The 21,535-nt window shown below is 34.2% G+C and carries 22 protein-coding genes; 11 read left to right on the top strand and 11 right to left on the bottom strand.

Features of this window, described 5'->3' with window-relative positions; genetic code table 11:
- Positions 1-83: 83 nt before the first annotated feature.
- Complete coding sequence (locus tag HNV10_RS05580; protein WP_173300560.1) at positions 84-845, top strand: NYN domain-containing protein; 762 nt, start codon at positions 84-86, stop codon at positions 843-845.
- Positions 846-940: 95 nt separating this feature from the next.
- Here the strand turns inward: HNV10_RS05580 and HNV10_RS05575 are convergent, their stop codons facing one another.
- Positions 941-1,291 carry a hypothetical protein gene (locus HNV10_RS05575; RefSeq protein WP_173300337.1) on the bottom strand — a complete coding sequence of 117 codons (351 nt, stop codon included), beginning with the start codon at positions 1,289-1,291 and terminating at the stop codon, positions 941-943.
- Between the two features lie 240 nt (positions 1,292-1,531).
- On the opposite strand from HNV10_RS05575, the gene HNV10_RS05570 reads away from it, so the two are divergent.
- On the top strand, positions 1,532-2,053 hold the full coding sequence (locus HNV10_RS05570) for a hypothetical protein (RefSeq protein ID WP_173300336.1): 522 nt from the start codon (positions 1,532-1,534) through the stop codon (positions 2,051-2,053).
- 94 nt (positions 2,054-2,147) lie between these two features.
- On the opposite strand, the gene HNV10_RS05565 is transcribed toward HNV10_RS05570, so the two are convergent.
- The gene (locus tag HNV10_RS05565) at positions 2,148-2,780 is read right to left on the bottom strand and encodes a hypothetical protein (RefSeq protein WP_173300335.1); all 633 of its coding nucleotides are present in this window, start codon (positions 2,778-2,780) and stop codon (positions 2,148-2,150) included.
- A gap of 4 nt (positions 2,781-2,784) precedes the next feature.
- Positions 2,785-3,279 (bottom strand): RNA polymerase sigma factor, encoded by a 495-nt coding sequence (locus HNV10_RS05560; protein ID WP_173300334.1) that lies wholly within the window; start codon positions 3,277-3,279, stop codon positions 2,785-2,787.
- Between the two features lie 135 nt (positions 3,280-3,414).
- On the opposite strand from HNV10_RS05560, the gene HNV10_RS05555 reads away from it, so the two are divergent.
- The 3 genes from HNV10_RS05555 to HNV10_RS05545 all read left to right on the top strand — a co-directional run bounded on the left by HNV10_RS05555 (position 3,415) and on the right by HNV10_RS05545 (position 8,002).
- On the top strand, positions 3,415-4,686 hold the full coding sequence (locus HNV10_RS05555) for an NAD(P)/FAD-dependent oxidoreductase (protein ID WP_173300333.1): 1,272 nt from the start codon (positions 3,415-3,417) through the stop codon (positions 4,684-4,686).
- Between the two features lie 342 nt (positions 4,687-5,028).
- A complete protein-coding gene (locus tag HNV10_RS05550) occupies positions 5,029-7,179 on the top strand; it encodes a TonB-dependent receptor (protein WP_173300332.1) in 2,151 nt (716 codons plus the stop codon).
- Positions 7,180-7,273: 94 nt separating this feature from the next.
- Positions 7,274-8,002, top strand: coding sequence for an energy transducer TonB (locus HNV10_RS05545; protein WP_173300331.1), 729 nt, complete (start codon positions 7,274-7,276; stop codon positions 8,000-8,002).
- Between the two features lie 84 nt (positions 8,003-8,086).
- On the opposite strand, the gene HNV10_RS05540 is transcribed toward HNV10_RS05545, so the two are convergent.
- A complete protein-coding gene (locus HNV10_RS05540) occupies positions 8,087-8,614 on the bottom strand; it encodes a GNAT family N-acetyltransferase (RefSeq protein WP_173300330.1) in 528 nt (175 codons plus the stop codon).
- A 116-nt stretch (positions 8,615-8,730) separates the two neighbouring features.
- On the opposite strand from HNV10_RS05540, the gene HNV10_RS05535 reads away from it, so the two are divergent.
- Positions 8,731-9,735: a sugar kinase gene (locus tag HNV10_RS05535; RefSeq protein WP_173300329.1), complete on the top strand. Its 1,005-nt coding sequence runs from the start codon at positions 8,731-8,733 to the stop codon at positions 9,733-9,735.
- On the opposite strand, the gene HNV10_RS05530 is transcribed toward HNV10_RS05535, so the two are convergent.
- The 4 genes from HNV10_RS05530 to HNV10_RS05515 form a co-directional block, all read right to left on the bottom strand.
- Positions 9,725-10,252 carry a hypothetical protein gene (locus HNV10_RS05530; RefSeq protein WP_173300328.1) on the bottom strand — a complete coding sequence of 176 codons (528 nt, stop codon included), beginning with the start codon at positions 10,250-10,252 and terminating at the stop codon, positions 9,725-9,727. The genes HNV10_RS05535 and HNV10_RS05530 overlap by 11 nt on opposite strands.
- Positions 10,239-10,736: a hypothetical protein gene (locus tag HNV10_RS05525; RefSeq protein WP_173300327.1), complete on the bottom strand. Its 498-nt coding sequence runs from the start codon at positions 10,734-10,736 to the stop codon at positions 10,239-10,241. Before HNV10_RS05525 ends, HNV10_RS05530 begins: the two co-directional genes overlap by 14 nt.
- A 42-nt stretch (positions 10,737-10,778) precedes the next feature.
- Positions 10,779-12,926, bottom strand: a complete 2,148-nt coding sequence (locus HNV10_RS05520; RefSeq protein ID WP_173300326.1) for a M3 family metallopeptidase — start codon at positions 12,924-12,926, stop codon at positions 10,779-10,781.
- A 142-nt stretch (positions 12,927-13,068) separates the two neighbouring features.
- A complete protein-coding gene (locus HNV10_RS05515) occupies positions 13,069-13,782 on the bottom strand; it encodes a peptidylprolyl isomerase (protein ID WP_173300325.1) in 714 nt (237 codons plus the stop codon).
- A gap of 2 nt (positions 13,783-13,784) precedes the next feature.
- Here HNV10_RS05515 and HNV10_RS05510 point away from each other — a divergent pair, with 2 nt between their 5' ends.
- Positions 13,785-14,429 carry an NUDIX hydrolase gene (locus HNV10_RS05510; protein WP_173300324.1) on the top strand — a complete coding sequence of 215 codons (645 nt, stop codon included), beginning with the start codon at positions 13,785-13,787 and terminating at the stop codon, positions 14,427-14,429.
- 50 nt (positions 14,430-14,479) lie between these two features.
- Positions 14,480-15,280 carry a lysophospholipid acyltransferase family protein gene (locus tag HNV10_RS05505; RefSeq protein WP_173300323.1) on the top strand — a complete coding sequence of 267 codons (801 nt, stop codon included), beginning with the start codon at positions 14,480-14,482 and terminating at the stop codon, positions 15,278-15,280.
- 28 nt (positions 15,281-15,308) lie between these two features.
- On the opposite strand, the gene HNV10_RS05500 is transcribed toward HNV10_RS05505, so the two are convergent.
- Together HNV10_RS05500 and HNV10_RS05495 are read right to left on the bottom strand one after the other, a co-directional pair.
- A complete protein-coding gene (locus tag HNV10_RS05500; protein WP_173300322.1) occupies positions 15,309-16,040 on the bottom strand; it encodes a hypothetical protein in 732 nt (243 codons plus the stop codon).
- A gap of 57 nt (positions 16,041-16,097) precedes the next feature.
- A complete protein-coding gene (locus tag HNV10_RS05495) occupies positions 16,098-16,700 on the bottom strand; it encodes an acyl carrier protein phosphodiesterase (protein ID WP_173300321.1) in 603 nt (200 codons plus the stop codon).
- 228 nt (positions 16,701-16,928) lie between these two features.
- Between HNV10_RS05495 and glmM the strand changes: the two genes are divergently transcribed.
- Together glmM and HNV10_RS05485 are read left to right on the top strand one after the other, a co-directional pair.
- Positions 16,929-18,317: a phosphoglucosamine mutase gene (gene glmM, locus HNV10_RS05490; RefSeq protein ID WP_173300320.1), complete on the top strand. Its 1,389-nt coding sequence runs from the start codon at positions 16,929-16,931 to the stop codon at positions 18,315-18,317.
- 26 nt (positions 18,318-18,343) lie between these two features.
- Entirely contained in the window at positions 18,344-19,846 is a 1,503-nt protein-coding gene (locus tag HNV10_RS05485) for an aminotransferase class V-fold PLP-dependent enzyme (protein WP_173300319.1), read from the top strand.
- 54 nt (positions 19,847-19,900) lie between these two features.
- Here the strand turns inward: HNV10_RS05485 and HNV10_RS05480 are convergent, their stop codons facing one another.
- The gene (locus HNV10_RS05480; RefSeq protein ID WP_173300318.1) at positions 19,901-20,791 is read right to left on the bottom strand and encodes a lysophospholipid acyltransferase family protein; all 891 of its coding nucleotides are present in this window, start codon (positions 20,789-20,791) and stop codon (positions 19,901-19,903) included.
- A gap of 58 nt (positions 20,792-20,849) precedes the next feature.
- Here HNV10_RS05480 and HNV10_RS05475 point away from each other — a divergent pair, with 58 nt between their 5' ends.
- Entirely contained in the window at positions 20,850-21,509 is a 660-nt protein-coding gene (locus tag HNV10_RS05475) for a rhomboid family intramembrane serine protease (protein WP_173300317.1), read from the top strand.
- Positions 21,510-21,535 lie beyond the last annotated feature (26 nt).

The following is a 21,535-nucleotide window of genomic DNA, read 5'->3' as shown; positions in this document are numbered from 1 at the left end:
ATAACACATAAATTAAAGCCGTTTCTCAGGGAAACCTATTACCTTTATGATCATACTACAACCTGTAAAAACAAATAAACGTGATAGATATAAAATTAGCAGTACTAATTGATGGTGATAACATTCCATCTGCTTATGTAAAAGAAATGATGGAAGAAATTGCAAAGTATGGCAATCCGACCATTAAACGAATTTATGGCGATTGGACCAAGCCTCATTTGTCTAAGTGGAAAAATATGTTGTTAGAAAATGCCATAACACCCATTCAGCAATACGGTTATACCACAGGAAAAAACGCTACAGATTCGGCTATGATTATCGATGCTATGGATATATTATATTCAGAAAAGGTCGATGGGTTTTGCTTAGTCTCTAGTGATAGTGATTTTACACGTTTGGCCACCCGTTTGCGTGAAGCAGGTATGAAAGTCTATGGTATAGGTGAGAAGAAAACACCAAACCCTTTTATAGTGGCTTGTGATAAGTTTATTTATATTGAAATTCTGAAAAATAAAGATTCTGAAAGTGCATCTGAATCCACTGAAACTGAAAAAGCCGCTAAGAACGATTACGATAAAATAACGCAAAAAGAAATTAGATTTATTTCTGCAACTATAGATGATGTAGCCGATGATGATGGTTGGGCCTTTTTGGGTGATGTGGGAAGTTTATTGCAAAAGAAACAACCTAATTTTGATTCTCGTAATTATGGTTTTCAAAAGTTAACCCCTTTAATTAAGTCCATCAGTAATTTTGAAATAGAACGACGCGAAGACTCCAGAGGCCATAAGAAACTTATATATGTAAAGCTTAAGGAAAGTCCATCTAAGCGGAAGAAGCGTTAGTGTATTGGGTTGTTTGAAGAGTTGATACCCACAAACTAAACTAAAAAAGTATGCTACGACTTATAGCATACTTTTTTGTTTATATACGGCTGTTTTTATTTCGCAATGGCCAGTTCGTTAGCGTCGATGGCTTTGGTGTAATTCGCTTTGACTTTACTTAAGAAGCCAAAGAATTTAGTGCCATCTTTTTTGGTTAGTTCTACCTCAATAGAGCCATCATCATTGGTTGTAACAGCGCTAACAATTACGGTATTGTTACGAACACTTTTATAACCCGTAACGGTACCACGTTTAATTAGAATGTTTGGTTTTGGGAATTTAATGTAATGATAGGATTGTGTAACAGGGGCTTTAATAATTAATTCATCTCCAACTTTAGGGTCGTTGCTAGCTTGTGCTGAAAAACATAATCCAAAAAATAACAGTGTAAATAATAGTTTTTTCATAATTATATTAATTTATATTGAGATTGTCGCAAAAATAAATAGAATTTAGGAATTAGAATAGGCTTTAAATAAAACTTAACAATTGCGGAAAAATACCGTTTTAGGTTTTATTTTTTCTTTATTTTAGTTCCTTTAAAATAGCGCTTAACGGTACTGTTTTTTCTCATTAAAAGTGAAAAAATCATTAGAAGTAGCGCATCATAGAAACCCGTATAACAGAATTAAAGCATATAAAAACAGATGAAATTATTAGGTATAGGATCAAGGATTAATCACACAACATATGGAAAAGGAGTTGTAACCAATGTCACTTCAAAACACTATTGGGTTACTTTTATAGACAATGGCTTAGAGACAATTGCAATTGATTCGGAATTTGAGGTGATAGAAGCTGCCGAAGATGAGGTAGATACCATCAGCTTTTTTGAAGTAGAGCAAAGTTTAAAGTCGATACTAAAGAAATGGTCGGACGTGTCTGAAGTCGTATCCATTGCAGACAAATGGAAAGGCGGTAAATTAATTATGGAACCAGGTGATACTAATTTACAAGGCAAAGTATTACCGATAGACACTTTCTTTCATAAAATAACAATGGTACGTGACCGCTTGCGTGTTATGGAGCAAAAGATAAACTCTAGTAATTTAGAAGAACAAGAAAAGATAGATTTGCAGCAGTATATTACTAGAAGTTATGGTAGTTTAACCAGCTTTAATGTGTTGTTTAAATTGAAGAGTCAGCAGTTTGTAGGTCAGCGGAAATAACGGATTAATTTAACTAAAAAAAATAGCATCAATGTTTCATTAAAAAATGAATTTGATGCTATTTTTTTAGTAGTTAAACTTATATTAATTTAAGTTACACTTCTAACTTTTTCAATTCGTTATAATTTCTGTTGAGGCGTTTTATAAGAATCCCGTAAATAAGTTTATAAAACAGCCAAATTAACCCTAGAAACACTGCCGTTACTACTACGGTAATTAAACCAATTAACACCAGTTCTTTAGAAGTTGCTGCGTTGAGTTGTTGGGAGATTTCAGGATGTTCATTAATGGAGAAGTACAGTGAAAACGGAATGCTTAATAAGGCAATACATAAATTATAAAGCACGTAATACTTAATTATTTTACGTGTTTTAAGAATGCTCTCCATTAGTTTTTTGGCATTATCTGTAACAGAGATAGCTTTGTGCGCCGTATATAAGAGATAAATAAACAGTATAATAACGCCATAGCTTAATATATTTAAGCCCATGTAAATCCAGCTGTGGCTCATTTCTTCGAGTTGTGCTTTCATGCGATCCGAAAGGACAAAGGGAAGGAAGTTAATAAGTATCCAAAACACCAATTCTGCCAAACTAATGTAAAATAAAGTTTTTACAATAGACGATGACTTTTTGTGGCTCATTGTATATATATCGCTATCCGAAAATGTTTGAAACTGATTTTCGTTTTGCTTCCAGTCTTTCTTTAATAATTCTAATTCATCCATAATTTTACGGATTAAGTATGGTTCTTAATTTCTTTTTAACGCGGTTCATTTTAACACGCGCATTAACTTCAGTAATTCCTAAGGTTTCACTGATTTCCCTATAGTCTTTATCCTCTAAATACAATAGGACCAAAGCTTTTTCAATATCATTTAATTGATGAACTGCTTGGTATAAGAGTTTTAATTGTTGCTCTTCTGTATCATCATAGTCTTCCGCTTTAATTTTAAACTCTACAGCATCAAAAGCCTGTGTATCTATTCGTCGTTTCGATTTTCTGTACAACGTAATTGCGGTGTTTAGTCCCACACGATACATCCAAGTACTAAATTTAGCATCGCCTCTAAATTTAGGATAAGCCCGCCATAATTGTATGGTGATTTCTTGGAACAAATCGTTATGCGCATCGACATTGTTAGTGTACAAACGGCACACCTTATGTACAATGTTTTGATGTTTTTGCAACTGTTCTACAAAACTATGTTCTAGTTCTTTATTCAATTGATGAGTTAGGTTGGTTATCTCATTAGTAGTATGAGTTTCTGTTTTGTTACAAATTTATTTAAGAAAAGTTATAGTGCAGCCATATGATTGTGATTATTCGTATTTTTATACTATAATTTCAACCCTAAAGTTATGAATATTCCTCAGTCTAGTTTACCAAGAATTGTTATTATAGGAGGCGGCTTTGCAGGCGTACATTTGGTAAAGACCTTAGCGAATAAAAATGTGCAAGTGGTTTTAATAGATAAGCACAATTATCATACATTTCAACCCTTGTTGTATCAGGTATCTAGTTCTGGTTTAGAGCCCGATTCTATAGCATATCCGTTACGTAAGATTATAAAAAAGCATAAAAATACCTTTTTTCGTTTAGCCGAAGTGGAACAAATTATACCCGAGTCTAAGGACATTATCACTTCTATAGGCCGTTTAAGTTATGACTATTTGGTAATTGCCACAGGCACCAAAACCAATTATTTTGGCAATACGGCCATTGAGACGCATAGTATGCCCATGAAATCGGTTCCGCAAGCCTTAGATATTAGGAGCTTAATATTAGAGAATTTTGAAAAAGCAGCGATAGCCACTACTTTAGAAGCGCGCGAAGCCTATCTTAATTTTGTAATTGTAGGCGCAGGACCCACAGGCGTGGAGTTGGCAGGTGCTATAGCCGAACTTAAGAATAATATCTTACCTAGAGATTATCATGATTTGAATCCTGATGATATGCACATTCATTTACTAGAAGGTGCCGATCGTGTTTTGCCACCCATGAGTGAACATGCCTCGCAAAAAGCAGAAACGTTTTTAAAGCGTTTAGGTGTAAAGGTGCGTTGTAGTACTATTGTAAAACATTATGATGGCAAAACCGTAACCACTAATACAGGTGTAACCATGGAATCTGAAACCTTAATTTGGGCAGCAGGTGTAACAGGAGCGCCAATCCATGGGTTAAAACCAGAAGCTATAATGGAAAGAGCGAACCGTTATAATGTTAACGCATATAATCAAGTAGACGGTTATACTCGTATTTTTGCCATAGGTGATATTGCGTTAATGCCCACGGAAGCCTATCCAAAAGGACATCCTCAAGTTGCGCAACCTGCTATTCAACAAGGTTATTTGTTAGGTAAAAACCTATTGCGATTAATAGATAACCAACCGTTGAAACCATTTGTGTATAAAGACAAAGGATCCATGGCAACCATTGGTAGAAATAAAGCTGTAGTCGATTTAAAACATTATAAATTTGGTGGCTTTTTTGCTTGGTTTGTATGGATGTTTGTTCATTTAATGTCTTTAGTCGGTTTTAGAAACCGTGTGATTGTATTATTCAACTGGACGTATAACTACATTAATTTTGATAAAGCTGCCCGATTAATCATTCGTCCCTTTAAGAAGTAAATGGTCTGGTTGCTGGTTGGTCGTTATTGGTAGTGGGTAGAACTATTGTAATTGGAGTCTTAGCTAAAATTTTTTAGCCATATATGTGAGTAAGGCAAAAAGTAAAATAAATACTATAATAAGTATTAAGGTTTCAAAATCCTTGCTTTGTTGCGCTATTGAATAAGCGATACTCATACTAATTATAAACCTGAATGCTAAATTTTTTATAAGACCCATTTTCAAATATATTCAATTCGTCATTAAAAAAATACAGTTGGGTCACATAGAATTCTTTGTGCATGTAAAATTGTAGAAGTTTGTCTTATCAATTAAGAAACGAACTTTTAATCAATCAAAAACATGAACAAGCTCATCACTATTCTCATTTTATTACTCTTTGGTCTCGTTAACGGACAAACCACTATTTCAGGTAAAGTTATCGATGCCAAAAACGAGCCCATTAGTGGCGCCAATGTGTATTTAGAAGGCACTTATGATGGTGTGACTACAGATGAGCGCGGTTATTTTACATTTTCAACAGCAGAAAACGGCACCCAAAATTTAGTGGTGTCCTTTTTATCTTTTGAAACCAAATCTATTGTTAAGCCTGTATCAGAGCTCAAAGATTTAACTATTAAATTAAGAGCAGATGTAGAATCATTAGATGCTGTGGTATTAAGTGCAGGAACATTTGAAGCCAATGATAATAGTAAGGTTTCGGTTTTGAAACCTTTAGATGTTGTTACCACAGCCAGTGCCTTAGGCGATTTTGTGGGTGCGTTACAAACCTTACCAGGCACCTCTAATGTATCTGAAGATGGCCGTTTATTTGTGCGCGGTGGCAGTGCAGATGAAACGCAGATATTTATAGATGGCATACGGGTCTTTACGCCCTATACGCCAGCTCCAAATAATTCGCCAACGCGAGGTCGTTATTCGCCATTTTTATTTGATGGTATTACCTTTTCTACAGGCGGCTATTCTTCGGAGTATGGGCAAGCCTTATCTAGTGTCTTGTTGCTAAATACTATAGATGAACCTACCCAAGAAAAAACCGATATAGGCATTATGAGTGTTGGTGCTACCTTAGGCAATACGCAGAAATGGGATAAGTCGTCTTTAAGTTTTAATGTCTCATATATTAATCTAGGACCCTATCTCGAAGTTTTTAAAGATAGAAACGATTGGAAAACACCATATAGAGGAGCGCAAGGCGAAACTGTGTTTAGACAAAAGTTAAATAATGGTATGCTAAAGTTTTATGCTGCTTTTGATACCTCACAATTTGAACTTACCCAAGAGGATATCAATTATGAAGATGGTATAGACTTTAAATTAAACAATAGTAATTTCTATTTAAACACCTCTTATAAAGGCGTATTAGGCGCCAACTGGACGATGAGTACAGGTGTTAGTTATACGTATGCGAAGAATACATTAGGCATTGAGGTCAGTGATATTGATGGTACAGAAAACTCAGCCCATTTAAAGATGAAATTAAAAAAGCGTTTTAACAGCAGATTTAAACTCAGTTTTGGTGCGGAGCAATTTATTACAGAATATACAGAGCACTATAAGGATGGTAGTTTAGACGAGACCTATGGTTACGACAATACTATCACGGCAGGTTTTACAGAAGCCGACCTTATTTTCTCTAAAGATTTGGCATTAAAAGTTGGTTTGCGTGCTGATTATAGTTCTATTTTTAAGTCCGCAGAATTAGCTCCGAGAGCTGCTTTGGCTTATAAAGCATCAAAGAACGGACAGTTTTCTTTAGCTTATGGTCACTTTTTTCAAAACCCAAATAGTGATGTTTTAAAGTTTGAACACCACTTAAGAGCACAAAAGACAGCACATTATATTCTTAATTATCAATATGTAAACAATGGAAAATTATTTAGAGCAGAAGCCTACCGTAAGGATTATGACCACTTAATAAAGTACGATACGGACTTTGCACAATTTGATTCTAACTTTAATACTTTAGGTGATGGCTATGCCCAAGGTCTCGATTTTTTCTGGAGAGATAACACGAGTATTAAAAATGTAGATTACTGGTTGAGTTATTCTTATTTAGACACCGAGCGTAACTATGAAAATTTTGAAGTTGCAGCACAACCCAATTATGCTACCAATCATAATTTGTCTTTGGTAGGGAAGTATTGGATTGACAAATGGAAGAGCCAAGTAGGTATGTCTTATAGCTTTTCTTCCGGAAGGCCATATACTAATCCCAATACAGATTTGTTATTAAGTGAGCGCACCAAAACGTTTAATAGTCTAAGTTTAAATTGGGCCTATTTAATCGATCAGCAAAAGATTCTTTATTTGTCAGTTAACAATGTTTTAGGGTTTAGAAATATTAATGGTTATCAATACGCCAATACACCAGATGTAAATGGTCAGTTTGGTAGAAGTGCATTAACACCAGCAGCCGATCAGTTCTTTTTTGTAGGTTTCTTTTGGACGATTAGTGAGGATAAAAACGACAATCAATTAGATAAACTTTAGACATTTATGTTGATTTTAGCCAAAGCTAAACATGACGGATATCATTATTTTTTAGGTTTTTGTTGATTAACTTTAGAATATAAAATCAAACGTCATGGAACTCAAAAAAAATCCAAAAGCCGATGTAGGTCGAAACAGCAGTTTGTATTTTGCTGTTGGCTTAAACGTAATGTTGATTCTTACATATGTAGGATTAGAACATAAGACTTACAATACAGATACGATTAAAGCTGACGTATTAATGTTAGACGATCAGTTTGATGAGGACATACCGATTACAACCATTAATATTCCGCCACCACCACCTCCTGCACAAAAGCCGGTGATAACCGAATTGATTACTATAGTAGAAGATGTTGCGGAGGTTGAAGAAACCGTTGTAAAAAGTACAGAAATAGGCCAAGATGATATTATTGAAGAAAGAGAAGTTAATGTAGAAGAAGTTGAGGTCGTTGAGGTCGAAGAAGATATAGAAGTTCCTTTTTCAGTTATAGAGAAAGTGCCTACTTTCCCTGGTTGTAAAGGCACCAATGCAGAATTAAGAGCTTGTTTTGAAGAGAAAATGCAAGCCCATTTATTAAAGAACTTTAAATATCCACAAGCAGCGGCAGACCTTAATATTCACGGTAGAGTATTCGTCTTTTTTTTAATAGATAAAAACGGGAAAATTACTAAGATAAAAAGTAGAGGGCCTAACCATTTGTTAGAGAAAGAAGCAGAACGTATAATGAGTCTATTGCCAACGATGGAGCCAGGAAGACAACGAGACCGAAACGTAAGTGTACCGTATAGTATTCCTATTAACTTTGTATTGCAAGAATAGTCAACTAGGTACTTAAAATAGCGCAGTTAAGATTTTTGAAGCTTAAAACCTCATATATTTTAACTGCGTTTTTTGTGCTTTAATTTATAAATTAGGATTTTGTAAAAGGTACCAATTGCACAATGTATCTTCATAAGTAAACGTACCAGCAGGCTTTAAGCCTATTTTTTTTAGAATTGTGTTTGAAGCCATATTATTAACATCTGCGGCAGCTCCAATTTCTTTAAGTTTTAAGTCTTTAAACCCATAGTTTAAGGACGCTATAGCCGCTTCTGTTGCATAGCCCTTTCCCCAAAACTGTTCTTTTAGTCGGTAGCCTAAATCGTAATAATTGAATTCCTTTCTTAGGTTTTCTTCATATTTAAGTCCAGCCCAACCTATACATTCATTTGTTGTTTTTTTGATAATAGCTAATCGTCCGATGCCATTGGTTTTGTATTGTTTTAAGATACTATCAATCATGGCTTCCGATTCTTTAATGGTTTTTACCGGTTTGTTACCTAAAAAGAGATGCACTTTTGGGTTAGCATCTAACTCAAAAAAGTCGTGCACATCATTTTTTGTAATTGGTCTTAGAATCAGGCGTTTTGTTTCTATGAGGTTTGAATTCATTATTATTTATTAAAGCATTTTATTCAGACTTTATTTCTATTAAATGTATTGAAATAAAATTAAGTCCGTATCTTTTGGATTTTAAAATTACTTATTAATCATCTAAAGCTACCAACATGAAGCAGATTATAACGTTTGGAGAAGTTTTAATGCGTATTTCGCCACGAGGCAATAAAAAATTTATGCAGTCTAATATTGTAGAATTTTACTTTGGCGGAACCGAATTAAATGTAGGCATATCTATTGCCAATTTTGGAGGAAATGTAAAGCATATTAGTGTAGTTTCGGAAGATTTTATAGGTGATACAGCTATTTCTTATATCAGGAAATTTGGTGTAAGTACATCGTCTGTTGTGCGTTCTAAACGTCCTTTGGGCGTTTATTTTTTGGAAGTTGGTGCGGTTATGCGACCGAGTCAGATTTCCTATAATCGCTCACATTCTTCATTTTCTGAAATTTTACCATCTATGGTCGATTGGGAAAAAGCATTGCGGAAAGGTAATTGGATGCACTGGACAGGCATTACACCAGCGCTAACCCAAGGCGCTTACGATACTTTAAAAGAAGGCTTAAAATTAGCAAATGAGAAAGGATTAACCGTTTCTGCAGATCCCACCTATAGAAGTGGCTTATGGAAATATGGTCAAGACCCAAAAGAAGCATTAACCGAACTGTTACATTATTCTAATGTATTTATAGGTGGTATTAATGAAATTAATGAAGTATTGGGTACGACTTATAGTTATTCTAATGACGATTTTCAGAAAGCGAGTCAGCAATTGATGGACGTTTTCCCTTCCATAGAAAAAGTATTTGATAAGATTAGAACCTCATTAAATGCCTCTTGGCATAAGATTAGAGCTCGAATGTGGAATGGAACAGAGTTTAGAGAAACCGAAGATTTAGACATTACGCACATTGTAGATCGTATTGGTACAGGCGATGCTTTTGCGGCAGGATTAATATACGGTTTACAACATTACGATGACTATAAAGCGATGTTATTTGCGTGTGCCGCATGTGCTTTAAAACACACTTATGAAGGTGATGTGAATTATAGTAATGTTGATGATGTAGTACAAATTATAGAAGGTAATATTTCTGGACGTTTTATGCGTTAGAATTAGACATTGAATATCCTGCTCTTGTTTTAATTTTATGTGGTTGAAACATAAATGAAATTTCGTTGATGTTTACATGTTTTAGGTCGTCTAGTTTTTTATAGTCTGTAAAAAGTTGGCAAGCCACAGCTGTAAAGTTAAAGCGACTATTCACCGGATGAAAGAATAATTGAATTCCGCCATCATAAGTGTTTTCAACAATTTCCATATTTGGAAATAGATCTAATAAGTCTTTTAGCTTAAGGTTTAATTGTTCTCCACTGCACACTAAAAAGGAAATAGGCTGGTCTGTTTCGTCGTCTTCTAAATCTGGATTAATGGCGATATAGCTTAAATATTTGTTTTTAGGCCTTAGAAATTTTGAACCACGTTGATTCCTTTTGTAAATGGTGTTTTCGGTTCCTAATACTTCAGTAATGTATTTGGTAGAAAGCGAATTTCCTTTTGCTAATATTTCGGTAATTAAACTTAACCATTCTTTGGATTTGGTATTATTAAGATTATTACTCTGGGACATAATAACAGATTAAGCCCTTTTTACTTTTTACAGCAACTAAACCAACCCCTTTTTTGTAATACCTTTTGTCTGTGACCCCATTTGAATAGGTCATTTCTATAACAAGTAAGTCGGTTAATTTGCCTTTGGGTGTTTTTAGTTTTGCGTCAATTTTTTTAATCGTTCCGATGCCAATAGTCTCTCCAACCTTTGGATTGATTCCGAAAAAGACTTGATGCTTATTCTTTACCTCATTCCAATGATACACTGTGTCATTACTTATTCTTATAGGCATTTCTATGGTGTTGTTTTTAAATTTTTGCGAATACACATAATATGTTTCACCACCAAGTTCTGTTGAATCCGTAAATGATTCTACATACGTATCGTTATACCAAGTCAGTTGTTTTTCTTTACCTATTTCAACAGGAAAATAGCTTTCTGAATTTTGAGAAATTAAGATAAGCGGTAATAATACCATTGTGAGGCTTAATATTTGTTTCATATATGTCGTATTAGAAGCGGTGTTTCTATAGATTAAAAACGATTATTCTTGAGGTACAGGAAAGCCACGATCGCGCATTAAAGCTTCAATTTTAGCATCACGTCCTCTAAACTTTCTGTAAGCTTCCGCTGGATCCATGGCATTACGAGGCGCAAACAAGTATTTCACCAATTTATTTGCCACTTCTTTATCATAAAAACCACCTTCGGCTTCTTTAAACGCTTCAGACGCGTCGCTTGTTAAAACATCTGCCCACATATAACCATAATACGCTGTTGCGTATCCTTCGCCAGAAAATACATGTCCGAATTGCGGTGTTCTATGACGCATTGGTAATTCTTTAGGCATGCCTAATTCGTTTAAAGTTTCACGTTCAAAAGTATCAATATCAATATCAGTAGGGTCTGCTAAATGTAGTTTCATATCCATAAGTGCCGAAGCTAAGTATTCTGTCGTTCCGAAGCCTTGGTTAAAGGTTGACGCTTTCTTAATTTTTTCTACTAAACTAGCAGGTATCGGTTCACCTGTTTTATAATGCACCAAATATTTGTTGATTACATTATCGGTAGATAACCAACGTTCTAGTAATTGCGATTGAAACTCTGTATAATCTCTAACACCTCCATTTAAAGTTGGGTATTTTACATCTGCCGAGAAGAAGTGAAGTGCGTGTCCGAATTCATGAAAAAATGTAGTAGCGTCATCCCATGATACCAAAACAGCTTCACCAGGCGCAGGCTTAACAAAGTTAGAATTGTTAGAGGCTAGCACATTCATATCGCTTTCAAAAGATGCTGAGCTTCTATACGTTGTAGCCCAAGCCCCAGAACGTTTGCCTTGGCGTGCATAAGGGTCTAAATACCATAGGCCAATATTTTTGCCAGAGTCTTTATCGGTAACTTCCCAAACTTTCACATCTTCATGAAATACAGGAACTGTACCTTCTTCAACAGGCGTAAATTTGTAGTTAAATAATTCGCCAGCCACATAAAACATAGCTTCGGTAAGTTTATCTAATTGTAGGTATTGTTTAACTTCATCGCTATCTAAATCGTATTTCTTTTTACGTACTTTCTCTGCGTAATATCTATAATCCCAAGGTTCAATAGTAATTTTATCACCAAGCTCATTAGCTACGGTTTGCATGTCAGCAACTTCTTCTTTAACTCTAGCCGTTGCTGCAGGCCAAACTTTAAGCATTAAGTCCATAGCATTTTCTGGTGTTTTTGCCATTCGGTCTTGTAAGCGCCATTCTGCATAATTCTTATAACCCATAAGCGCAACGCGTTCTTTTCTAAGATTTAAAATTTGAGCTATAATCGTATTGTTGTCGTATTCATCACCATTGTCGCCTCTAGAGTAGTAATTTTCCCAAACCTGTTTACGTAATTCGCGTTCTGTAGAATAGGTTAGAAAAGGATCCATAGAAGAGCGCGTATTTGTGATGGCATATTTTCCATCTTGACCTTTATCTGTAGCTATTTTTGCAGCAGATTTAATAAAACCATCCGCTAAACCACCGAGTTGGTCTTTGTTTAAATACGTGATGTAGTTTTCTTCGTCGTGCAATACGTTATTTGCAAAATCCGTGTATAATGATGATAATTCTTTGTTAATGGCAGCATAACGCGCTTTCTTTTCGGCATTAAGATTGGCGCCATTCATTTCAAAACGTTTATAAATTAAATCTACAACACGTTGCTCTTGCGGATCTAAAGGTGTTTTTTGAGCGGCATCGTAAACGGTTTTTATGCGTTTGAATAGTTTTTCGTTCTGAGAGATTTTAGACCTAAAGTCAGAAAGTTTTGGTGCTAATTCGGATTGAATTTTTCTAAACTCCGGAGAAGATACGTTAGCTCCCATAATGCCATAATACGCAAAAACACGGTCTAGTGGTTTACCAGCACTTTCCATGGCAGCAATGGTGTTTTTAAACGTTGCAGCTTCAGTAGAATTGGCGATTGCTTCAATTTCGGCAAGATTTAACTTCATCGCTTCTTCCATAGCCGGTTTAATAGCTTCCACAGAGATTATATCGAAAGCCGGAACACCTTGGTAAGGCCCTGTCCATTCTTGAATTAATACATTGTCGCTCATTGCTGTTTCAATAGGTTTTTTGGTTTCTTCTTTACAGCTAGATAATAAAATGATACTGCAAATTAGGGTAGATTTTAATGTTTTAGAAATCATTATTGTTAGTTTTATGAGAGGAAAAAATGTTGTGTTTTAAATAAAGAAACAATATACAGAATTTAGTGCAGAACTGTTATTAAAATATTGATAATTATTGGTAACTGCATTGTGTTTTAAATAGGTTTAATAGTCCATAGCACTAATCGATTAACTCCACCTTTCTAATATAGACATTATGTAGTGGCCAATCACCTTCGTCTGTTTTTACGCTATTGATTTTATCCACCACATCCATGCCAGAGGTCACCTCTCCAAAAACGGTATAATCGCCATCTAAGTATTTGGCGCCACCTTGGCGATTAATAATAAAAAACTGAAAAGGAGACGCTAATTTATAGGCATTTTCAATTTCGCCACTAGGCATAGAAACCGCACCTCTTTTGTGTGTGTAGCCTCTTTTGGTATCTGGAGGTAATAAATATTTCCCGATTTTTTGACGTTTTTTAGCAAGGTCGTAATCGTCACTACTACCACCTTGTATTACAAAGTCTTTTACCACTCTGTAAAATTGAGTTCCATCAAAATATTGGCGTTTGGTGAGGTAGACAAAATTGGCTCTATGGAATTTAGTTTTATCATATAATATTATTTCAATGATGCCAAAATCGGTAGTGATGCGTGCTTTGTTTTCTTTGTTTTCTTTTTCGTATTCTAAAAAGAATTCCATGGCATTAGCATCTGTAAGTCTCGGGAATTCAGAATTGTTTTCAGTTTTTGTTTTTTTTGGTGTTGGTGCAGCAATAGAATCTTTTACAACTGTTGTCTTATTTTTTTTTGAAGATTGTTTATCTTCACAATTCAGAAATAGTAATCCAATTCCGATAATCATCGGAAACACAAATCGAAATCTCATAAATGTTATTTAGTACGTTTTTAGAATCTGTAGTAAAAATAAAACATCTTAAGCTTATTGGCGAAGACTCTCATGCAAAAATGTCGCCACCATATCGATTAGAATTGGAAGCTCAAATGAAGACAAAATCTAAATCGACAAGAAAAGCAGGCGTTATGGCTTTGTTTTATCCTAATGTAAATGACGAAACCCACTTGGTTTTAATACTTCGTAAAACATACAAAGGCGTACATTCTGCCCAAGTTGGTTTTCCTGGAGGAAAGTATGAAGATGCCGATCAAAACGATTTACAAGAAACAGCTATACGAGAGACTGAGGAAGAAATAGGTGTATCTCGGACTCAATTTGAGGTGATTAAAACCATATCGCCTATTTATATTCCGCCAAGTAATTTTATGGTACATCCATATATTGGAATTTCTAATGAGTATTTAAAATTTTCTAAACAAGATGAAGAAGTAGAATCTATTATAGAAGTGAAACTTTCAGAATTTTTATGTGAATCTAATGCTGTAACAGCCAAAGTACCAACCTCTTTGGATATTGAAGTAGACGTCCCAGCTTTTAATCTCAATAATCAAATTGTTTGGGGAGCCACTGCTATGATTCTTGGAGAAATAAAAGACTTGTTAAAACAAGTTTTATAACTTAACATTATGTTTACATTTGTAATTGACTAAAAATTTGAAAACTAACTATGGGATTATTCAAAAAGAATCCTTTTGGACATATACTTTGGGTTAAAAAATGGTTGATTAGAATCTTAGGAGCCTTAACACATCAACGTTTTAGAGGATTTAATGAATTACAGATTGAAGGGTCTGATATTATTAAGAACCTTCCTGATGCCAATGTATTGTTTATTTCTAATCATCAGACCTATTTTGCTGATGTTATTGCTATGTTCCATGTTTTTAATGCGAGTTTAAGCAATAGAGATGATTCTATTAAGAATATTGGTTACTTGTGGAATCCAAAACTTAATATTTATTATGTTGCGGCAAAGGAAACCATGAAGGCAGGTCTTTTGCCTAAAATTTTAGCTTATGTAGGTTCTATTAGTATTGAGCGTACATGGCGTTCGCAAGGAAAAGATATTAATAGGCAAGTAAAAATGAGCGATATTTCTAGTATTGGAAAAGCTCTAAATGATGGTTGGGTAATAACATTTCCGCAAGGCACAACAACGCCTTTTAAACCTATTAGAAAAGGGACAGCGCATATTATAAAACGCTACAAACCGATAGTTGTACCTATAGTTATTGATGGATTTAGACGTTCTTTTGATAAGAAGGGATTGCGAATAAAAAAGAAAAATATTTTTCAATCATTTGAAATCAAGGCACCATTAGAAATTGATTACGAGAATGAATCTATTGACAGCATTGTTGAAAAAATAGAATATGCTATTGAGCAGCATCCTTCATTCTTAAAAGTAATTCCACAAGAGGAACTTGAAGAAAATGAGCGGATGAACAGAGAATTGCGCGATATGTAGTACTTAGGCAATAGACCTTGTGCTATTATTATAGGTTTAATCCTTTTACATCGTTCATTTCAATACCTAAAATGAGTAGTTTATGAAACGTTGGTAATTGAGCACCTGTCTCTGTTGTTATCCAATTTTCCCAAGTCGCTTCTAAACCATTAATAGGTAAAATATCGACCCACATTTGAAAACTTTTCGGTTTACCGTTTTCATCTAAATGCCATAGATAAGAATCTCCAGGTGTTGTTCCGCCAGATTTATAGGTCACCAAAAGCGCATTTTTATTGTTATCGGTTTTAACCAATCGTCTTTCAACGCCATCGTCAAATACTTTATAAGGCGCTACCAACCAAAATGAATCATTATTAAAATAGTTTGTAGCTTTAAGTATATAATCTTGTTTTTCGATACCATTATATTCTTGTTCTAAGACAAAAACTTTTGAATTATTTGGGTTTTCAAAATCTAGTATAACGCTAAAATCATCCCAGTACACTTCGCAGGTATTATCTGTTTTGTACCATTTGTAATGATGTCTCCCTTTAAAGCTCCATTCTAAGTAATCGGTATTTATATAAGCATCTTCATTTAAAGCAGTAAGCATTTTTGTGGCAAGTTGGTCTGCTTCGGTTCCTAAAGTTCCGGTAGGTATATCTTCATTGTATTTTAAATACATAAACCCAAAGAGTAGGAGTGTGGGTAAGGTGAAGAATACGATAACACCTCCGGTAATTTTTAGTACTTTTTTTAAAGTTATTGGTTTAGCCATGACAATGAAAATTAATAGAAGTTAAGGTTGATACTGAATTTGTCACTTAATAAAGGGTTATAATTTAAATTCGTTCTCTATTTCGAGTCGTTTTTTGTAACTAAAGGTTATTAATTCATCAAAAAACAGAGTAAAATCAGCTTCAAAATCTTCATAATGTTCTTTTAGTTCTTTTGTGGCTTCGTTCATTTTAGAACGTCCTTCTGTTCTATGATTCATGCCGTTTAAAACTTTCTGAATACCATCAATTGTTGCATAACTCAACAACCAATTACCTTCAATCATAATAGGAGAAATTCTTTTAAAACGTGGCGGTAGAATGTCTATGTTTTTGCTTAAACTTTTATAAAAGCTGTCTATATAGTCAGGGAGCGGAATGTCTGAGTAGGAGGTCCAGTTTTTGGCTAAGAAATGGTCGAAAAAAATATCTACAATAACACCACTGTAATGACCATAGCCAGTATGTAAACGTTTGGTGCATTGTCTAAATACGGTGTGTGCATCGGTAAAGGTATCTATGTGTCTGTGTAATTGGATACCAATTTGAATTTCGGTAGGATATAACTTGTACTTATTGCCTCTTACACCATCACCAACAAAGTTTCCGATAGTAATCAGTTCGTTATCTCCAGAAAGGTAAATATGTGCTAGAAAATTCATTGTTCGAAATTACAAATTCAAATTTAACTCAACTTAATTTTTAAACAATAGTTTGCTTTTTAGGCCGTATTAATTTCTGTTTAAATTTGAATATTAAAGACGATGATTTTAAAATGGTTACAATTTATAAAGAATTCTTTGTTTTTTTCGGTTAAAAGACAAAAGTCAAGATGAGTTAAAGTCCTAAGTAAGATTAAGATATTATATTTGCTTAAAATAGAAAAACACATGACATTAATAAAATCAATATCAGGAATTAGAGGAACTATTGGAGGACCAGTAGACGAAAACTTAACACCTATAGATGCCGTTAAATTTGCTGCAGCTTATGGTACATGGTTAAAAACGCAACGTCAAAAAGACAACTATATCGTTGTTGTTGGTAGAGATGCTCGTATTTCTGGAGAAATGATTCAGAATTTAGTAATGAATACATTAGTAGGTTTAGGAATCCACGTTATAGATTTAGGTTTGTCTACCACACCAACTGTTGAAGTAGCTGTACCATTAGAACATGCTGATGGTGGTATTATTTTAACAGCAAGTCACAACCCAAAACAATGGAATGCCTTAAAGCTTTTAAATGCAAAAGGTGAATTTTTAAATGGTGCAGAAGGTCAGAAGATTTTGGAAATAGCTGAATCTAACACCATGAATTTTGCTGAGGTAGATGACTTAGGAAAAATTACCGTAAACGATGCTTATATTGATATCCATATAGATGAAGTTTTGGACTTAGACTTAGTGAATGTAAAAGCTATAAAAGACGCCAATTTTAAAGTGGTTGTTGATGGTGTAAATTCTACAGGAGGTATTGCTATTCCGTTATTATTAGAGCGTTTAGGTGTAGAGCCAGTAAAATTATACTGTGATCCAACAGGTCATTTTCCGCATAATCCAGAACCATTAAAGGAACATTTAGGTGATTTAGCAAAAGCGGTTGTTAAGGAACATGCTGATTTTGGAATTGTTGTTGATCCAGATGTAGACCGATTAGCGTTTATGGATGAAACAGGCGAAATGTTTGGAGAAGAATATACGCTTGTTGCCTGTGCCGATTACGTACTCAGCAAAACTCCAGGTAATACGGTGAGTAACATGAGTTCTACAAGAGCTTTGCGAGATGTAACTGAGAAGCATGGCGGAACGTATGAGGCCAGTGCTGTTGGTGAGGTGAATGTTGTGGCTTTAATGAAGAAAAACAAGGTTGTTATTGGAGGTGAAGGTAATGGCGGAATTATTTATCCAGATTCTCATTATGGCCGCGATGCTTTAGTTGGTGTTGCTTTATTTTTAAGCTTGTTAGCCGAAAAGCAAATGAAAGTAAGCGCGTTAAGAGCCACTTACCCAAATTACTTTATGAGTAAGAAGAAAATTCAATTAACACCAGGTTTAGATGTTGATGGAATTTTATCTACTATGGAAGCTAATTACAGTGATGAAAAATTAACGACTATTGATGGTGTAAAAATTGATTTTGCAGATAGTTGGGTACACTTACGTAAGAGTAATACAGAACCAATTATAAGAATTTATACAGAAGCACCTTCTCAAGAAGCTGCAGATACGTTAGCCGAACGTTTTATTGCCGAGATTAAAGCTGTTGCTAATATTTAGTATCTTTAAATATAATTATCAATATTATGATTTCTGAATCTACCACAAGAGAAACTAGTGAACTAGAAGCCTACTTTAACCAATTTAGGAATCATATTATTGGGCAAAATCAAACCTTTGTGTCTCCTTATGGCGAGCAAAAAATCATTTATACAGATTGGACTGCTTCAGGCCGTTTGTATAGACCCATAGAAGAAAAACTATGTAATGATTTTGGGCCATTTGTAGCCAATACGCATACAGAAACAACGGTTTCTGGCACGGCAATGACTAAAGCCTACCATAAAGCTAAGCATATTATTAAGGATCATGTCAACGCAAATGAAGATGATATTCTTATTGTTTCTGGTAATGGAATGACAGGTGTAGTTAATAAATTTCAACGTATTTTAGGTTTAAAAATACCTGAAAACATAAAGGAGTTTACCAAGGTGCCAGATGAAATGCGTCCAGTTGTTTTTATTTCGCATATGGAGCATCATTCTAACCAAACAACGTGGTTAGAAACCATTGCTAAAGTTGAAGTTGTGCCGCCAAATGAAGACGGATTATTTTGTTTAAGAAATTTAGAGAAGTTACTGCATCAATATAAAGATTGTACCATTAAAATTGCGTCTATTGTAGGTGGATCTAATGTTACAGGTATCCAAACGCCATATCATGATGTTGCTAAACTAATGCATCAGCATGGTGGTGTATGTTTTGTAGATTTTGCCTGTTCTGCACCATATGTAGATATTAACATGCATCCTAAGGATAAAGCAGAACAACTTGATGCTATTTTCTTCTCACCACACAAGTTTTTAGGAGGACCAGGCACTTCTGGTGTTTTGGTTTTTAATAAGAAGCTTTATAAAAACATGGTACCAGATTGTCCTGGAGGAGGTACCGTAAGTTGGACGAATCCTTGGGGAGAACACAAATACATTGATAATATTGAAGATCGAGAAGATGGTGGTACACCAGGATTTCTTCAAACGATAAAAACAGCATTATCTATTCGGTTAAAAGAAAAAATGGGTGTTGCTAATATTTTAAAACGCGAGCATGAATTAATTGCTATTGTTTTTAATAAATTAGGACATATTTCTAATATTAATATTCTCGCAGGTCAACATCAGGATCGCTTAGGTGTAATTTCTTTTTATATTGATGATTTGCATTTTAATTTGGCTGTGAAACTGTTGAATGATAAATTTGGTATTCAGACCAGAGGAGGTTGCAGTTGCGCAGGAACTTATGGACACTTTTTATTGCATGTAGATCAGCAAATGTCTCATGAGTTAACGGATGAAATTTCTATAGGTGATTTAGTGCGTAAACCAGGTTGGATTCGTATGTCTATTCATCCTACAACCACCAATGCAGAAATTGAGTTTGTATGTGATAGTATTATAGAGTTGTCTAAAAACCATAGAGATTGGGCAAATGATTATAAATATGCTAAAAGTAATAATGAGTTTATTCATAAATCAATTATAAATCAACCGAGTGATGTCACTAATGTTGATGCTTGGTTTGAGCTATAGTAGATATTAGTAATTAAAAGTATTTTCTTTTGTTAATTTTATAAATGCTTTGCTTTAAAGGAATTCGGTAGGAACTTTATCTCTATGTTTCCAGCGTTTATGCGTCCAAAGATAATATTGAGGTGCTTCCTTAATTTGTTCTTCAACAAGTTTAAAAAATAAATCCGTAATCTCGTAATCTTTGAAGTCTTTTGGGTGTTCTGTTATGGTTGTAAAAGTAGTTTCGTAATACCCACGTTTTATTCGTTTTACACTAAAAAATACAACTGCCATATCTAGTCTTTTGGCAAGCATTTCAGCGCCAGTGTACATAGGCACTTTTATTCCCATAAATTCATTCCAATGAAAAGCTTTACGTGCTTTTGGTGATTGGTCCGACACAAAACCGTTAATGGTTAATTCACCCTTTTTCTTACTGTCTAGCAAGATGCCAAACGTTTCTTTAGTGGTAATAAGATGCGAATTATATTTTGCTCTAATACGTTTTACTAATTTATCAAAATGCTTGTTGGCTAAGCGTTTGTAAACAGCGTAACCTTTATGTTTTACGTGTTTTTGAAGAATAAAAATCCATTCCCAACTGCCATAATGCGCGCACATTAAAATAATACTGCGTTGCTTTTTTTCTAAATCGTTAATTAAATCTACATTAGTAAATTTAAAACGTTTTTTCATCTGCGCTTCTGTAATGGTTAAGGATTTGATGGCTTCAACCATCATATCGCAAAAATGATGATAGAATTTTCTGGTGATTTCAGAAATTTCTTTTTCAGGCTTATCAGGAAAAACCAATCTTAAATTTTCTTTTACTGTAGCTTTTCTATATCCAATAATTCGGTATATAAAAAAGTAAATAATATCAGAAAATCCATAAAGTAATCTAAATGGTAAGATTGAAATTAACCAAAGAATAGGATAAACTAAAATATAAGCAATAAGTTGCATTAAAGTATGTTTGCAATTAAGCACAAATATATATATTTGATTTATAAGAATAGAGTTTATGGACAATTTAGGTATTAGTATAGTTACCATGGTTATTATTGCAGCAAACGGCATTATATCTTTTAAGGGATTTGATGATCGTGGCTTTTTTGAGAAATTTAAATTTAATGTAGGCAGTGTAAGGCGAGGCGAGCAAATTAGAATGTTAAGTTCTGGGTTTTTGCATGCTGATATGCAACATTTGTTTTTTAATATGTTTACGCTTTATTTCTTCGCGGATTTTGTGGTGGCAAAGTTGGGTTCTATTCACTTTTTAATCATTTATTTTGGAAGTTTAATTTTTGGTAATTTACTATCCTTATATTTTCATAAAGACGAATATTGGTACAGTGCAATTGGTGCAAGTGGTGCCGTTACAGGTATTTTGTATGCAGCCATATTATTAGAACCAGGAATGAGCCTATATATGTTCTTTATTCCTATCCCAATTCCTGGTTATATATTTGGTATTGGTTATTTATTGTACTCTATTTATGGCATGAAAAATAGTATTGGTAATATTGGCCATGATGCGCACTTTGGAGGTGCTATTGGTGGTTATGTTATTACTTTGATTTTATATCCAAGTTTGTTTCAAACTAATTTGGGCTATATAGGTTTATTAGCTATACCTATAATTATTTTATTTGTACTACATAAAACAGGAAAGTTGAAATAGCATCATTTAATTTATTTAAAGATAAT

It is taken from the genome of Winogradskyella litoriviva (assembly GCF_013249065.1).
In the GTDB taxonomy this organism is placed as follows: Bacteria; Bacteroidota; Bacteroidia; order Flavobacteriales; family Flavobacteriaceae; genus Winogradskyella; species Winogradskyella litoriviva.
This window is presented reverse-complemented; position numbering and strand designations above follow the sequence as displayed.